The sequence below is a fragment of the Geovibrio sp. ADMFC3 genome, assembly GCF_054687035.1.
In genome coordinates, this window is sequence record NZ_BAAFZG010000002.1 from 1,163,825 (window position 1) to 1,178,823 (window position 14,999).

At 41.6% G+C, this 14,999-nt stretch carries 12 protein-coding genes; 9 read left to right on the forward strand and 3 right to left on the reverse strand.

The genetic code is table 11. From position 1 onward, the window contains the following. Window positions 1-45 precede the first annotated feature (45 nt). The 8 genes from ACYRYY_RS05795 to ACYRYY_RS05830 all read left to right on the forward strand — a co-directional run bounded on the left by ACYRYY_RS05795 (window position 46) and on the right by ACYRYY_RS05830 (window position 9,353). Window positions 46-900, forward strand: a complete 855-nt coding sequence (locus ACYRYY_RS05795) for a formate/nitrite transporter family protein (RefSeq protein WP_460214645.1) — start codon at window positions 46-48, stop codon at window positions 898-900. Window positions 901-980: 80 nt separating this feature from the next. After that, a complete protein-coding gene (locus ACYRYY_RS05800) occupies window positions 981-1,328 on the forward strand; it encodes a DMT family protein (RefSeq protein WP_460214647.1) in 348 nt (115 codons plus the stop codon). Between the two features lie 64 nt (window positions 1,329-1,392). Then, on the forward strand, window positions 1,393-2,118 hold the full coding sequence (locus tag ACYRYY_RS05805; protein WP_460214648.1) for a C39 family peptidase: 726 nt from the start codon (window positions 1,393-1,395) through the stop codon (window positions 2,116-2,118). Beyond that, on the forward strand, window positions 2,115-3,572 hold the full coding sequence (locus ACYRYY_RS05810) for a RimK family protein (RefSeq protein WP_460214649.1): 1,458 nt from the start codon (window positions 2,115-2,117) through the stop codon (window positions 3,570-3,572). The genes ACYRYY_RS05805 and ACYRYY_RS05810 overlap by 4 nt, the downstream gene beginning before the upstream one ends. A 2-nt stretch (window positions 3,573-3,574) precedes the next feature. Continuing rightward, the gene (locus tag ACYRYY_RS05815) at window positions 3,575-4,786 is read left to right on the forward strand and encodes a carboxylate-amine ligase (RefSeq protein ID WP_460214651.1); all 1,212 of its coding nucleotides are present in this window, start codon (window positions 3,575-3,577) and stop codon (window positions 4,784-4,786) included. Next, window positions 4,783-5,445 carry an N-formylglutamate amidohydrolase gene (locus ACYRYY_RS05820; RefSeq protein WP_460214652.1) on the forward strand — a complete coding sequence of 221 codons (663 nt, stop codon included), beginning with the start codon at window positions 4,783-4,785 and terminating at the stop codon, window positions 5,443-5,445. The genes ACYRYY_RS05815 and ACYRYY_RS05820 overlap by 4 nt, the downstream gene beginning before the upstream one ends. Window positions 5,446-5,527: 82 nt before the next feature. After that, window positions 5,528-6,046 carry a hypothetical protein gene (locus ACYRYY_RS05825; protein ID WP_460214654.1) on the forward strand — a complete coding sequence of 173 codons (519 nt, stop codon included), beginning with the start codon at window positions 5,528-5,530 and terminating at the stop codon, window positions 6,044-6,046. Next, window positions 6,033-9,353, forward strand: coding sequence for an HD domain-containing protein (locus ACYRYY_RS05830; RefSeq protein ID WP_460214656.1), 3,321 nt, complete (start codon window positions 6,033-6,035; stop codon window positions 9,351-9,353). Before ACYRYY_RS05825 ends, ACYRYY_RS05830 begins: the two co-directional genes overlap by 14 nt. A gap of 197 nt (window positions 9,354-9,550) precedes the next feature. On the opposite strand, the gene ACYRYY_RS05835 is transcribed toward ACYRYY_RS05830, so the two are convergent. Continuing rightward, window positions 9,551-10,731 (reverse strand): IS3 family transposase gene (locus ACYRYY_RS05835; RefSeq protein ID WP_460214066.1). Its coding sequence is split into 2 segments (ribosomal slippage): window positions 9,551-10,450 and window positions 10,453-10,731, totalling 1,179 coding nucleotides; the frame shifts between segments, so codons are not numbered across the junction. A 68-nt stretch (window positions 10,732-10,799) separates the two neighbouring features. Here ACYRYY_RS05835 and ACYRYY_RS05840 point away from each other — a divergent pair. Further along, on the forward strand, window positions 10,800-11,582 hold the full coding sequence (locus tag ACYRYY_RS05840) for a DMT family transporter (RefSeq protein WP_460214658.1): 783 nt from the start codon (window positions 10,800-10,802) through the stop codon (window positions 11,580-11,582). Here the strand turns inward: ACYRYY_RS05840 and ACYRYY_RS05845 are convergent. Beyond that, window positions 11,579-13,012 carry a sensor domain-containing diguanylate cyclase gene (locus ACYRYY_RS05845; RefSeq protein WP_460214660.1) on the reverse strand — a complete coding sequence of 478 codons (1,434 nt, stop codon included), beginning with the start codon at window positions 13,010-13,012 and terminating at the stop codon, window positions 11,579-11,581. The genes ACYRYY_RS05840 and ACYRYY_RS05845 overlap by 4 nt on opposite strands. Before the next feature lie 113 nt (window positions 13,013-13,125). Further along, window positions 13,126-14,994 carry a heavy metal translocating P-type ATPase gene (locus tag ACYRYY_RS05850; RefSeq protein WP_460214661.1) on the reverse strand — a complete coding sequence of 623 codons (1,869 nt, stop codon included), beginning with the start codon at window positions 14,992-14,994 and terminating at the stop codon, window positions 13,126-13,128. Between the last annotated feature and the right edge of the window lie 5 nt (window positions 14,995-14,999).

Consider the following 14,999-nt stretch of genomic DNA (forward strand, 5'->3'; position numbering starts at 1 on the left):
GTTTTTACAAAAATAAAACAAATACAGACATATAACAGGTGGCGAATGCGGAAATTCCTTACTCCTCCCGAAATTACCCAGACCATGCTCGAAGCATCCGCATCAAAATGCGCCATGCCCGCTGCAAAAGTGTTTGTACTTGCCCTTCTGGCGGGAGCATACATCGGCTTTGCCGCTCATCTGGCAACTATGGTAACAACCGGCAGTTCGGAGTGGATAGGCGTCCAGCGTTTTCTTACGGGAGCTGTTTTCTCATTTGGTCTCATGCTTGCCGTTATACCCGGTTCGGAACTCTGGACAGGCAACACAATGATGATAGCCGGAGTCATGGACAGGCGTATCACCTTCGGCGCCATGATGCGGAACTGGGTTATTGTGTACATAGGCAATCTGATCGGCGCTGCCCTTCTTGCTGCGCTGATTGTCAAAGGAACGGGGCTCACTGACGGACAGTTCGGAGCAACGGCAATCAAAATAGCCTACGCCAAAACCAACGAATCTGTTTACGGAATTCAGCATCAGTATGCTTACTTCTTCCGTGGGCTTCTATGCAACTGGCTGGTTTGCCTCGCTATACTCATAGCCATGAGCGCACAGGATATAGCAGGAAAAATACTGGGAATCTTCTTTCCCATAATGGCATTCGTTGCCAGCGGATTTGAACACTCAGTGGCGAATATGTACTTTATCCCTGCGGGCATATTTGCTTCCGCATTCCCCGCAGCAGTATCTGCCGGCGGGTTTGAACCCGCATCGCTGGCAGCTCTCAACTGGGGCACTATGTTCACCGGAAACATCATAGCCGTAACCCTAGGAAACCTTGTGGGCGGCGGAATTTTCACTGCGTGCGCCATGCTTTTCATATACGGCGGGAAAAAGCAGGAAAACGGCATCAAATAAATATTGATTTGCTTATAAATAGGATTATAGTTTTATTTCGTCTGCCCGTGATATTTTCTGATACGGGAATGAGGTAGGCTTTGTTCCGCACGATTTTTCTTCTCATATTGTCCAATGTTTTCATGACCTACGCATGGTATGGTCATCTTAAGTCTCTCAGAGACAAACCTCTGATAATAGCAATACTTGTCTCATGGGGCGTGGCTTTCTTTGAATACTGTCTTCAGGTTCCGGCAAACAGGCACGGCTTCGGCATATTATCCCTGCCCCAGCTTAAGGTTATTCAGGAAATCATTACAATGGGTGTATTTGCTGTTTTTGCCGTGTGGTACATGAATGTTCCTGTGACACGTAATTTTTTCTACGCCTCCATGTGTCTGGTGGGTGCTGCGTTTTTCATATTCAGAGATGCAGCGGCAATTCCGTGAAACCCTAACTTCCGCTTGATAATTTTCCGACATGGGTAAAACATATAATTATGGATGAAAGCATATGAGCGCAAGCATGAACATAAGCATTCTTCCGCAGCCGGATGATACCTCCTGCGGCCCGACCTGTCTTCACGCTGTTTACAGCTATTACGGTGAAGAAGTGGAGCTTTCAAAGCTCCGTGAAGAGATAGCCGAACTTGAGACCGGAGGAACCCTCGCCGTTGTTCTCGGTCTGCATGCCCTGAAAAAGGGATATAAAGTCACGATCTATTCATATAACCTTGTTGTTTTCGATCCCACATGGTTCAGACTTCCCCCTGAAGGCATAATAAAAAAGCTGAAACAGCAGATGGAAGTGAAAACTGACCGTAAACTGCGCTATACTTCTAAAAAATATATAGAGTTTCTCACTCTCGGCGGTGAGCTTAAATTCGCAGACCTCTCCCCTGCACTGCTCCGCAGGTATCTGGACAGGCAGACTCCGGTGATAACGGCACTCAGCGCCACTTATCTTTACCGCAGCCCAAGGGAAATACCGGAAAACACCGACTATGACGACCTGAAGGGCGAACCCTCCGGACACTTTGTTGTCATTACCGGATATGACAAACCTGCAAAGAAAGTGAGTGTGGCAGACCCCATGCTGCCCAATCCGTTTATGAAAACAAACCGCTACAGCGTGAGGATGACTCATCTCATCAACTCCATTCTGCTGGGCGTACTGACATACGATGCCAAGCTTCTGGTTATCGAAAAAAATGAAAAAAATGGTGATGTGCAGAAATGACAAACCTTATAGTAGTTAACACACCTTCAGAATGGAAGTTTGATACCCCTGATGCGAGGGTGGTTTCCGCATGGAACTACCTTACCGACCCTGAATTCAACACAATGAAAAAAGCCAAAGTCTTCAACCTTTGCCGCTCCTACCAGTACCAGAGCTACGGGTACTATGTTTCGCTTCTGGCAGCGGCAAGGGGGCATATGCCTTACCCCAACGTAATGACGATTCAGGACTTCAAATCAAAAGCCTTCGCAAAGCTTATTTCAGATGAAATAGACGAGCTGATTCAGAAGAGCCTGCACCATCTCACATCAGAGAACTTCACCCTGAGCATATACTTCGGGCGTAACCTCGCCAAAAGATACGACAAGCTCAGTTCACGGCTTTTCGGCATGTTTGTGGCACCTATGGTGCGTGCTGATTTCATCAAGGTGAAGGAAAAGTGGATGATACACTCCATAGCGCCCATATCCATGAAACAGGTTCCCGAAGAGCATTTCGGTTTTGTGGAGCAGGCAGCCTGTGATTTCTTTGTCCGCACCCCCAGAGCCACACATAAAAAAAATTACCGTTTCGACCTCGCCATACTCACCAATGCTTCTGAAAAAACCCCGCCGTCTGACGATGTGGCTATTCAGCGTTTTATAAAAGCCGCAGAGAAGGAAGGAGTAAGCACAGAAATAATCAGCAAGGATGATTATAACAGGATACCTGAGTTTGACGCTCTCTTCATAAGAGAAACCACAAGCGTAAACCACCATACCTACCGTTTTTCCCGCAAGGCAGAGACCGAAGGGCTGGTGGTTATAGATGACCCAACCTCGATCCTGAGATGCACAAACAAAGTTTATCTCTCTGAGCTGATGCAGAAAAATAAAATACCTACACCCAAAACCACAATTCTGCACAGACATAACATGAACCACGCTAAAAAAGTGCTTCCTTTTCCCATAATTCTCAAACAGCCTGACAGTTCATTCTCCCAAGGAGTTGTTAAGGTAAATGATGAAAAGGAATACAAGGAGGCTATGGAAAAACTCCTTGATAAATCAGCCCTTGTTGTTGCACAGGAGTTTATGCCCACAAGCTTTGACTGGCGGGTGGGTGTAATAGGCGGAAAAGCGCTTTATGTCTGCCGCTACTTTATGCACGGAGACCACTGGCAGATTGTGGAATGTGACGAAAATGGACAGCTTCTCAACGGAACCTTTGACACAATGCCTGTTGAGGATGCTCCTGCCGGTGCCGTTGAGCTTGCGCTCAAGGCTACGAAATGTATAGGCAACTCACTTTACGGAGTAGACATAAAGCAGGTCGGAAACAAGTTTTACGTAATTGAAGTAAACGACAACCCAAGTATTGAATCGGACGTTGAAGACAATGTACTCGGCAAAAAGCTCTATGAAATAATCATAGGCGAATTTGTGAACAGGCTTGTTGCGAGGAAGGTAAAATAAATATGTACGATCTATTTTCCGTCTGCGGAATTGAACTGGAATACATGATTGTATCAAAAAACGGACTGAACGTACTGCCCGTATGCGATAAGATTCTCGAAGCGGCTGCGGGTGAAATAACCCAGAGCCTTGAGAGGGGGGCGGTCGGCTGGTCCAATGAGCTTGTACTTCATGTTATAGAGCTTAAAACAAACGGTCCGGCAAAAGATATCGCCGGACTGGACAGCCTTTTCGCAGACAGCATAAGAGAGATCAACCGCATTTTAGAGCCCATGGGCGGAATGCTCATGCCTTCTGCCATGCACCCGTTTATGAATCCGGATACGGATATGCACCTCTGGAACCACGGCGACAGAGAAATATACGAAACCTACAACAGGATATTCAACTGCAAGGGGCACGGCTGGTCTAACCTCCAAAGCACACACATCAATCTCCCTTTCTCATCAGACGGGGAATTCGGCAGGCTGCACGCCGCCATCAGGGTTCTTCTGCCTCTGATTCCCGCCCTTGCAGCAAGCTCACCCTTCAGAGAGGGAAGCCACACAGGCTGGCTTGACACAAGGATAGATACTTACAAAAACAACCAGAAAAAAATTCCTTCCATAACCGGACAAGTTATACCTGAACAGTGTTTCTCATGGGAAGCGTATGAAAAGGGCATTCTTGAGCCCATGTACCGTGACATAGCTCCATATGACCCTGAATGTATATTGCAGGAGGAATGGCTTAACTCCAGAGGGGCAATAGCCAGATTTGACCGTAAAGCCATAGAGATACGCCTCATGGACATACAGGAATGCCCCAGAGCGGATCTTGGTGCTGTTTCGCTGATCACAGAAACCCTGAAAACCCTCGTTAAAGAAGACTGGAGTTCATATGAAGCCCAGAAGGACATGGATCAGTCCTACCTTGTTGACCTGCTCCGCAAATGCGCCAAAGACGCCCGCAATGTTGATATTGAACATGAAGGGTATCTGAGCCTTTTCGGCATAGAAGAAAAAACCACCGCAGCAGAACTCCTCCAGAAACTTGCAGAAAGAATGCCCGAAACATCTAACTATAAGCAGGAGGCGCTTAAGCTCTGCTCCATAGATTCACTGGCAGAAAGAATCATGTCCCGCACTGGCAGCAGACCGTCACCTGACGCTTTGAAAGAGGTTTACGGTGAACTTGCTGTATGTCTTGCGGAAAACAGGTTCTTTGAACCGTGAACATAGTAATAACCTGCGAACATGCAAGCTTCGCCGTTCCTTATGAATACGTGAACCTGTTTCAGGGTGAGGAGGAAATACTTCTCACACACAAAGGATGGGACGAAGGGGCAAAACACTCAGCAGAGGCTTTGGGCAGACTCATGGATGTTACTCCGATTAACGGCGAGGTGAACCGTCTGCTTGTTGATCTCAACAGGTCAGAAGGGTTCAGCGAGCTGTTCTCCGGGTATATCAAAACTGCTGAGACAAAGCAGGCGATCCTTAATGAATATTATAAACCGTTCAGAAATAAAGTTCTCATTGCCGTAAGCGCCGGAGTGCCAGTGCTTCATATCTCCGTCCACTCGTTCACCCCTGTTCTGGATGGGGAAGTGCGTGAGGCGGATATAGGCATCCTCTACGACCCTGACCGTGAGTCCGAAAAAACCTGCGCCGGCATAATAATCGAATCTCTGAAAAATTTACCCTATAAGGTGATGGAAAACAGCCCATATGAAGGCAGAACAGACGGAACTGCCGCATGGCTCCGCAAACTTATGCCTGACGGCAAATATACAGGCTTTGAAATCGAGCTGAATCAGAAACTTCTGACTGACGGCAGGTTTCCCCGGGAAATAACAGACGCTCTCGCAAAAGCCTTTTCATCTATTCCATAAAATTTCAAAAAACATTATGTACTCAAGATCAAAATTGTTTTTCTATTTCAGATAGTGTACATTTGCATTATTTGGTGGTTCAATGAGAAGCAAACATGAACATTTTGAAAAAGACATTTCAACCCTTTACTCGCTTGTAACACATTCCAATACTGATAAAATTAGTACTAATACTGATACAATTAATTTAATTACTAAAGGTTTATCATTATTTTTAATTTACACAAACAGCCATTATTTATATAATGAAACGTATTTAAAAGAACAAACAATTAAATTTATTTCTTTTCTTGAAAATTTTAAATATAAATATGGGCTGATTGAAAATATAGTTGAAAAATTAAACTCCCAACCTAAGCTGTACACTAAAAATATAAGATTTGAAATAGATTCTTTATGGGAAATTTCATTTAAAGATGGCAGATTCTCTGTCAGTGTACTTACCGATGGTAATATATCAATGATTAACAATGACGAAATACTCATTATATATAAAAGAGATGAAGTACCTTTGAAATATATGTTATTAAATAAAGATGATAGTAATGCATTAGAAAACTTTTTATCTTTCATTAAGGAATTTTTTGATGACAAAAGATGAACTAAAGCACTGCTCTCTCTATAAAAGAATTATCGATAAAAAGAACATCTTTCAGAGTATATATGCAGTTGACTCATTTATTTTTGAAAAAGATTTACTTTCAAATGAAGATTTTAAAGATTTGCTGAAATTAAAAGATGTATTTGATGAGATATTTATAAACGATTATATAAATCAAGTCCAAAAACTAATCCATAACGTTCTAATTGAGGATTCACTCTTTGAGTGTTCAGTTTTCTTTAGACCAAAAAAAATTCAGAGGCGTTCTTCAGAAAACGATGAATTACCTAGCGATTATATTACTCCAGAGGAAATAGAAAGTCGCCCTATTCACAGTGCAAGTCTATGCACACAAATTGCTATTGCATCAATATTAAATTCACTCCTTCATGATGTTGACGAAAACAATGAGAGTCAGACCTTAAATGAATTAGGAACAATTTTTCCTGCAAATTTTTATGGAAATATACCTTCAGACAAAGCAAGATTTCTTTTTGTTCCGTGGCAACAAAAATACAAAGAATATTCAAATGTTATTCATGATTCATATGAAAGATACTTAGAAACAAAGGAATATTCCCATGAAGTAATGTTGGATCTTGTAAATTTTTTCCCGTCTATTCAACCAATTATCGTTTATAATTTCATTATTAAAAAACTATGTTCAAAATATTCTGATAATGATTTTGAATTCTTAAAAATTACTTTGATTAAGTTACTTTATCTCAAAGTTGTAAATATTAAAGGTTTTGAGAGTAAATACTATCACGGTTGTGAATATTCATTAGAAACCAATTATACACAAGGAATACCTCAAGGTCTTCCACAAGCATACTTCTTTAGTAACATCTGTATGATTAAAGTTTCAGAACTCTTTAATTCAGTATTTAAAGGAGAATCATTCTACTATGTTGATGATTCAGTAATATACACAAATATATTTCAAGATATAAACGAAAATGAAGTCAGTAAACATTTTTCAGATAAATTAAAATATCTGAATCAAGAATTAGAAAAAATTAACATTTCAGATTCGTCAGTAAATTTACCTTTGAACTCAAATCCTGATATTTTAGCCTTAAACAACAAATTGGAATATAAAATTAAAATCCATGAAAACGAAAAAAGTGAAATATCTACAATTGATAGTCAAAAACTCGGAAGCGTTCATTTATCGGTATTGAGCAAAATTGCCTCTTTAAGCTCTTTTGAATTATTAACTATATTTACCGACGAAGAAGAAATCACTCTAAGGAAAAAATTTGCTGTATTTCAGGAAAGTATCGAAGCAGAGATTGAACGTATAGAGAAATTGCACGAGTCAGTCAGTATTAAGTTTTATAAAAAATATTTAATACGATATAAAAAATTTATGAAATTTAGAGAAAGACTTTTAGAACAACGAGAACGTGAAGATATCGATAATAATTTCATCAACGATAGTTTAAAAAAGTTCGATATTTTTAAAGCTGATGACAAAATAGAAGCAAGCCTTTGTAATGAGTTTTTCAAAGAATATACTGAAGATATTTTAGTGACAGAGCTGTCATTTATTATACATAATGTTTATGACCAAGAACAATATAATAGAATATGCGAAACAATAACTAAGTTTGAATCATCGATCTTTGGAGAACAGAACAAGCAATATTTTGGGCAAGTAATATCAACGAGAAATCCGGATAATAACATTGAAACAACCTATAATAATAAATATAGATTTTTGCAAAGAAGATTAAATAATTTGTTACCGTATTACACAGGAAAGCACACTGCAATAAAAGAAAAGAAAATCAATGATTATTCAAGTCAAACTGAACATTTTTTTGAACAATTCAGTGATGGGTTTAAGAATCTATTTTCGTACATAACTAAGTCTGATCACGAATTATATAGAATGTGCTTGAATGCTTATTTTTCAAAAATATTTGATATAGAGCTTAATGATTCTTTAAAAATCCATCATCTCTCAAAGAAGAATATATCGTATGATGAATTTAGAATTTTATGCTTTATCAGAAATAAACACTTTAAGCTACAAGATTTTAATCTATTTCTAAACAGTGCAAAACTTAAATATAAAAATAACCCTTTTGACTTCGCCATCACAGAAGTTATTGATTATTTTCAAACTTTTATCAAAAACCCTATTCTCATTGACCATATTATCCAGATACATAAATATACTAGTGATTTATGGAAAAATGGCTCCAAATTCTTACATTTTTATACTCTTCATAATCAAGAACATGCAATTGAATTAATTAAAGGATTAATAACTTTTTTAAAAAATGTTGATTATTTTCAAATAAGCAAATTTGATTATTATATATTGTTTATTAGTTGCTATTTACATGATATTTCTATGGCATTGCATCCAGATTTACATAACTCTTTTATCAACAGAAAAAACGCAGACAGTAATTTAATTGCAATGAAATATAAGGAAGAAATATCTAACCTCAAAAATAATGAAACTATAGATTTATCAAATATAAATAAATTATTATTGACTGCTTTTAAAAAAGTTGATGTTTTTTTTGAAAACGCAGTAAGAAATATGCATGCAAATAAAAGTGCAGAATTTATCAGAAAGTCACATGACTTAGATCTTATTGAGCGTTCAATAAGAGAAGTTGTTGCAGAAGTCTCTGAATCTCATTCATTTGATACTTCAGACATATACTCAAAAAAATCAAATGCAAAAAATACACTTGTCAGCAAAAAATATATGAGTGTGCTACTAAGAGTTGCAGATTTACTGGATGTTGGAGAAGGACGGGTCACAACAGCAATCATGAATAACCATGAGTCATATATGAATGAGACTACCAGATTCCATTGGCGGTCACACTTAGCTATAGAAGGGTTTAAAATTAATACTACTTATACGAACACTAAGCTTGAAAATAACAAAGATGAGAAAGAAGTTAGTTTTCTTTCAAATGGTTCTATAAATGAAAATATTGAAATTGTTTTTTTTCTTAATATTAAAAATAAATTAAGCTTTGATGGTAAAAAATGCACAAAGTGTATAAAAGTAAATAATATAAACGAAGCAGATCTTTTATTAAAAATTGATATACCGAGTGAAAATATAGATGAGGACTGCAGTCTCCTGTGTAAATGGATGGTTACTAAAAATGAATATCTTATAAAAGAGTTAACTGCTCTACAAAAATACCTAGGGAGGACCAACAACTTTTTCAATACTCAATTTTCAATTAGATTTGTATCTCAAAGTGATGCAAAATTTCTCAAAAACAAAGACTACACTGAACTTAATACGTATTTATTAAAAAAATAATACGATGCATTCAAAAAAGCAGCAGAAGCTATTTAGCTGTTGCTTTTTATTTTTTTAGTGATAATGTCCGCCGATGAAGTTCAATTACCGTAATCCTCACTTGCTTATGCTCATTTACACTGTCCTCGTATCCGGCTCATTCCATATAGGTCATGTTCTTGTAAACTAAGAGGTGGTACCCATCTTTAGTACAGTTTTTAGACTGAAATAAGGTGGAAACTCTCAGTCATTTTATCATCTTTTTTCCAAATTTGAATCTCTAATCCGTTATAAGCTTCATATGGCGTTCTGTCGCCCAGAGAAGAATGCGGTCTTCCTGTATTGTAGAAATTTATCCAGTCCGCCAGTCCTCGTTTCAGCTCGTGTCCGTTATCAAACGCATGGAGATAGACAAAGCTATATTTCAATGTCCGCCAGATGCGCTCAATCATGACATTATCCATCCAACGCCCCTTGCCGTCCATAGAGACCTTAATACCTGCATCTTTAAGGGTTTGCGTAAAGTCATAGCTGGTAAACTGACTCCCCTGGTCAGTATTAAATATTTCAGGTGTTCCATACTTTTCAAGGGCTTCTTCAAGTGCAGCCACGCAGAAATCAGAATCAAGGCTGTTTGAAAGTCTCCAGCTGAGAACTTTTCTGCTGTACCAATCCATAATAGCCACCAGATAGAGGAATCCTCTTCTCATTGGTATGTAGGTGATATCAGAGCACCAAACCTGATTAGGTCGGTTTATATCAATATCTCTAAGCAGATACGGGTATGTCTTATGCTCCGGATGTGGAACACTGGTTTTGGGCTTCTGATAAACGGCAGCTATGCCCATCTTCTTCATAAGTCTACTTACACGCTTGCGGCTGACATTGTATCCATACCTTCTGATAAGCTTTGCCATCTGTCTGGAACCGAAGTCAGGCGTCGCCATAAACTGCTTATCTATTATGTGCATAAGTTCAAGATTCAAAGCCGATTCGCCGGACTCCTGATAATAATAGCAGGAGCGGCTGATGCCCAAAAGACTGCACTGACTGCTGATGGACAGGCTGCTTCTTGCGTTATCGATCATAAGCTTCCTCCGGGATATGCTTACCGTTTCCCGAAGGCTCGCTGCAAAAAATCCCGCTCCACTGTCAGCTGACCTATTTTTGCATGAAGATCCTTTATCTCAGCTTCTGTGCGCTCTTCCGACTTGCAGGGCTTGTTGGCAAAGATTGATGCCATGCCTTCTATAGCTTCTTTCTTCCACTTGGAAATCTGGTTCGGGTGAACATTATACTTGGCTGATAATTCTGATAAAGTCAGCTCCTCTCGAAGAGCTTCAAGGGCTACTTTCGATTTAAACTCCGCTGAGTAACGGGTACGTTTGGCATTTGACATCGCATGGTCCTCCAATATGCTTTTTACACCTTAGCATACTGTACAGATTTTGGGGACCACCTCTCTATATGGATTCCACTGCCCTTACCTTTGTGCGGTTTCTTATGGGCTCTATTCTCTTCGGAATATATGTTTTCCCCAGATATGAAGTTAAGTTCCCTTCAATGGGCGCTCTTGCAAGGTACTTTGCCATAAGCGCCAGCATGATATTTTACTTCTGGGCAATGTTTGAGGCACTGCGCTACACCACACCTCTGAATACAGGGATAACTTACACTGTCGTGCCTCTTTTTTCCGCTGTTTACGGTATTTTTCTGTTGAAGGAAAGAGTTTCCGCACGGAACTTTGCCGTTCTTCTCGCCGCCATGTTCGGTGCTGTCTGGGTAATAATAGACGGTTCACCTGCAAAGCTTATAGAGCTTGATTTTAATAAAGGAGATCTGATCTTCCTCGCAGGGTGTCTCTGCATAGGTCTTTATTCGCCGCTGTCAAAGCTGCTCCACAAAGGCGAGCCCATGCCTGTTCTCACTCTATGGACCATGATAACCGGTACGGTGTGGCTGCTTCTTATAGCCAACGTGAAAATACTTGAAATAAATTACAACGCTCTTGATGCGGTTTTCTTTTCCGGCATGGCGTATATAACTGTTTTCGCCACCATAGCCACATTTTTCATAGTACAGTATTCAAGCAAAAAACTTCCGGTGAGCAAGGTAATGAGCTATGTGTATCTGACGCCTGTGTTTATTATACTCATTCAGACACTTCTGGGAAAAGGTCTGCCCGATGCGGCAGTTATCCCCGGAATAGTAGCATCACTTGTCGCCACATTCTACTTTCTGCGCTCCTAAAGGGCGCTCACTCTGTTGCGCCCGCCTTTTTTAGCTTCATAAAGCGCTCTGTCCGCACGTTTTATGATACTGTCCATACTCTCGCCCGGAATGTACTTAGCCACCCCGCAGCTTACGGTAACTTTGGGCGCTCCGCCGCAGCTTATCAGGTCTATTCCGGCCCTTATCCTTTCAGCTATGGCGAGGGCTATTTCCTCACCGCCGTAGGCGAGAATAATAAATTCATCACCTCCCCAGCGGGCATATACATCAACCTGACGTATTTTTTCAGCAGCGGAAAGCACTACTTTTTTAAGTATCTCATCTCCGGTACTGTGACCGCAGGTGTCATTTATTGCCTTGAATCCGTCCAGATCGAACAGAATGATTGAAAAAGCGCTTCCGTTCCGTTCGGCAAACGCTTCCGCACGGCGGAACTCACCCTCAAAGGCTCTTCTGTTCAGGAGCCCGGTAAGCTCATCGGTTGTCGCCATCTTCTCAAGCCTGCTCTGGAATATGTTTACAGTGAAAATATTAATAAGGATTACGATAATACTCACAAACAGTCCCAGAAACATATTCTGCCAAAGGTTTTTGCGTAAGCCTTCAAGGGACTTGCTCTGGTTGTTTTCAACAAAGAGAAACCAGTCCAGCTCCTCCACATAGCGAACAGTGAGAAAAATATTGTCCCCGCCTCTTTTGAACTCATAGAAGCCGGAAAGCTCGCTTACTGTCAGCGCACTCTGTGCAAGATCCTTCAGCCCCTCTTCCTCGTATATGTTGTCAGCCAGAGTCTTGCCTCCGGGGTGCATCTGGATGAAACCGTCTCTGTCCACCAGATATATATCACGGTCATATTTAACCTGATAAGCGCTAAGAAGATTTGTTATGCGCTGAAGCTCAAGCCCCACACCCGTGACGCCAAGAAGGTTGTTGTCATAGTCGTTCAGTCTGTGGTTGATAAAAACCGTGAGCGTGTCTTCCGAAGCCTGATTTTCATCAATGATTATATCGTAATCCTGATGCAGATTCTTGAAGTCGTAATACCACACATCGTGGGGATCGCCTTGGTGGATAGTTTTAAGAATCCCGTCATAGTAATAGTATTTTCCTGTTGTTTCAGAAACAAAAAAAGCAGTGAAAAAGCCGTATTTGCTTCTTATTTCCTGAAGATATTTTTCAACTGTTGCGGTGTTCTGTTCACCGTGAAGAACCCAGTCCTTCAGAAAAGTATCATGCGCCATAAGGGACGATACAAACACAGGACGCATAAGATCCCGCTGAATTTCTGTGTATATATTATCCCTCGTAAGGGGCAGAGAGCCGTATATTTCATTCTCTCTCATGGTCTTCTTTACGGAGAAGTAATTGATCAGGTTAACACACAGGAAACCTGTAAAGAGAACGAGACACAATATGGTTATAAGCTTAGGTTTTACGGAAACAGCCATCGGATACCTCTTGTATGTATCCAAAATATAATATTAAAGGATAATAGTGAAGAAATATTGTGCAGGATTACAAAAATTTATACAGGGGGTACAGCCTTGCACCCCCTGTTTTATCATACGCTTTTGTAATTGAGAAGAAGGGCAGAGTTAATTATAACCGCTACAGAACCGAGGTTATGCACCAGTGCCCCCATAACAGGGTTAAGAAGACCGCCCATAGCCAGAAAAATTGCAACAAAATTAAGTATAAGTGAAAGAGTGATGTTTATATTTATAGTGGACATGGTTTTTCTCGCCAGCTTAAGAAGGTGGGGCACCGACTTGATTTCGTCACCCACAAGGGCGATGTCCGCCGCCTCAACGGCTATATCACTGCCGATGCCGCCCATCGCTATCCCCACATAGGCACATTTGAGCGCAGGAGCGTCATTTATTCCGTCCCCTACCATGCAGACCATCTTTTTCTGCTTCTGGTATTTGTCTATGTAGTACATCTTGTCTTCCGGCAGGCAGTCAAAATGCACTTTTGCGATTCCGGCGTTTTTGGCTATATGTCCGGCCGCTTCCTGATGATCTCCGGTGAGAAGTACACTTTCGACTTTTAATCCGCCGAGTTTTCTGATCATTTCGGCAGATTCATTCCTTATGGCGTCAGCGAGGGCTATTATTCCCGCTTCTTTGCCGTTTACAGCAACATATATGACAGTGCATCCTTCCTTTCTGTGTGCAGAGGCTGCACTTTTAAGTTTATCAGACAGTTCAACAGAGTTTTCCGACAGCATATCCAAATTTCCGGCAAGAACTGTTTTCCCGTCAACAACCGCCCTAACACCCCTGCCTGCTGTCATCACAAAATCATTGGGTTCTTTCAGAGATGTATTATGTTTTGCTTTAAAACCAGCCACAACAGCTTTTCCCAGCGGATGTTCCGAGCGTGCCTCGGCAGATGCGGCAAGTTCAAGAAGATCCGCCGCCGTGATTTCAACGCTGAAGCTTTCCACAGCGACCACTTCCGGTTTGCCGTAGGTGAGCGTGCCTGTTTTATCAAAGGCTATTTTTGTAACCTTAGCCAGCCGCTCAAGGGCATCCCCCTCACGGACGAGTATGCCGAACTTAGTTGCGTTGCCTATTCCCGCCATGATAGCGGTGGGTGTGGCAAGCACCAGAGCGCAGGGGCAGAAGACAACCAGTATCGTCACTGCACGTATTATCTCACCTGTGACAAGCCATGTACCTGCGGCGGAGACAAGGGCTATAACAACTATCCATGTCGCCCACTTGTCAGCAAGCCCGACAATTTTAGCCTTGCCGGCATCCGCTGACTCCACAAGGCGGATCATTCTCTGGAGAGATGAATCCTCGCCGACTTTCACCGCCTTCATGTCAAAAGCGCCGAACTGGTTCACAGTTCCGCTGGACACCTCATCCCCGACTCCCTTATCAACAGGGAGGGATTCGCCTGTCATAACCGCCTGATCTATTGATGTCTGACCTGCAACTATAACTCCGTCAACAGCCACAGTTTCCCCCGGAAGGACACGGAGCAGATCCCCGACCTGCACATCCTCCGCAGGGACTATTGTTTCACTGCCGTCAGGAGCAACGATTCTTGCAGTGCGGGGCGAAAGCTGCACAAGCTTCTCTATGCCCGCCCTTGCCTTTGCTACTGTACGCTCCTCAAGCATGGCACCCAGAGCCATAATGAAAGCAACCTCGCCTGCGGCGAAGGTTTCACCTATGATTACCGCTGCTGTCAGGGCAAGTGCCACAAGCACATCCGCCTTGATGTCAAACTTTGTCACAAGCCCGATTACAGCACCTTTTATAATCGGCACTCCGCAGAGGATTATAGCAACCCACGCAGGGTCAAAGGGAAAGCGTCCCCATTCAAAAAAACTTAACCCCAGTGACAGGCATGACAACACCAGAAACAGAACCGTGCGTTTGTCCTCGTCTGTAAAATATTCTTTTATTTTATCCATTCACT

Bases quoted from the DNA above. Each gene is read 5' to 3' on its own strand.
- ACYRYY_RS05840 (WP_460214658.1), top strand. From the start codon at position 10,800: ATGGATTCCACTGCCCTTACCTTTGTGCGGTTTCTTATGGGCTCTATT.
- ACYRYY_RS05850 (WP_460214661.1), bottom strand. From the start codon at position 14,994: ATGGATAAAATAAAAGAATATTTTACAGACGAGGACAAACGCACGGTT.
- ACYRYY_RS05795 (WP_460214645.1), top strand. From the start codon at position 46: ATGCGGAAATTCCTTACTCCTCCCGAAATTACCCAGACCATGCTCGAA.
- ACYRYY_RS05815 (WP_460214651.1), top strand. From the start codon at position 3,575: ATGTACGATCTATTTTCCGTCTGCGGAATTGAACTGGAATACATGATT.
- ACYRYY_RS05805 (WP_460214648.1), top strand. From the start codon at position 1,393: ATGAGCGCAAGCATGAACATAAGCATTCTTCCGCAGCCGGATGATACC.
- ACYRYY_RS05830 (WP_460214656.1), top strand. From the start codon at position 6,033: ATGACAAAAGATGAACTAAAGCACTGCTCTCTCTATAAAAGAATTATC.
- ACYRYY_RS05825 (WP_460214654.1), top strand. From the start codon at position 5,528: ATGAGAAGCAAACATGAACATTTTGAAAAAGACATTTCAACCCTTTAC.
- ACYRYY_RS05810 (WP_460214649.1), top strand. From the start codon at position 2,115: ATGACAAACCTTATAGTAGTTAACACACCTTCAGAATGGAAGTTTGAT.
- ACYRYY_RS05845 (WP_460214660.1), bottom strand. From the start codon at position 13,012: ATGGCTGTTTCCGTAAAACCTAAGCTTATAACCATATTGTGTCTCGTT.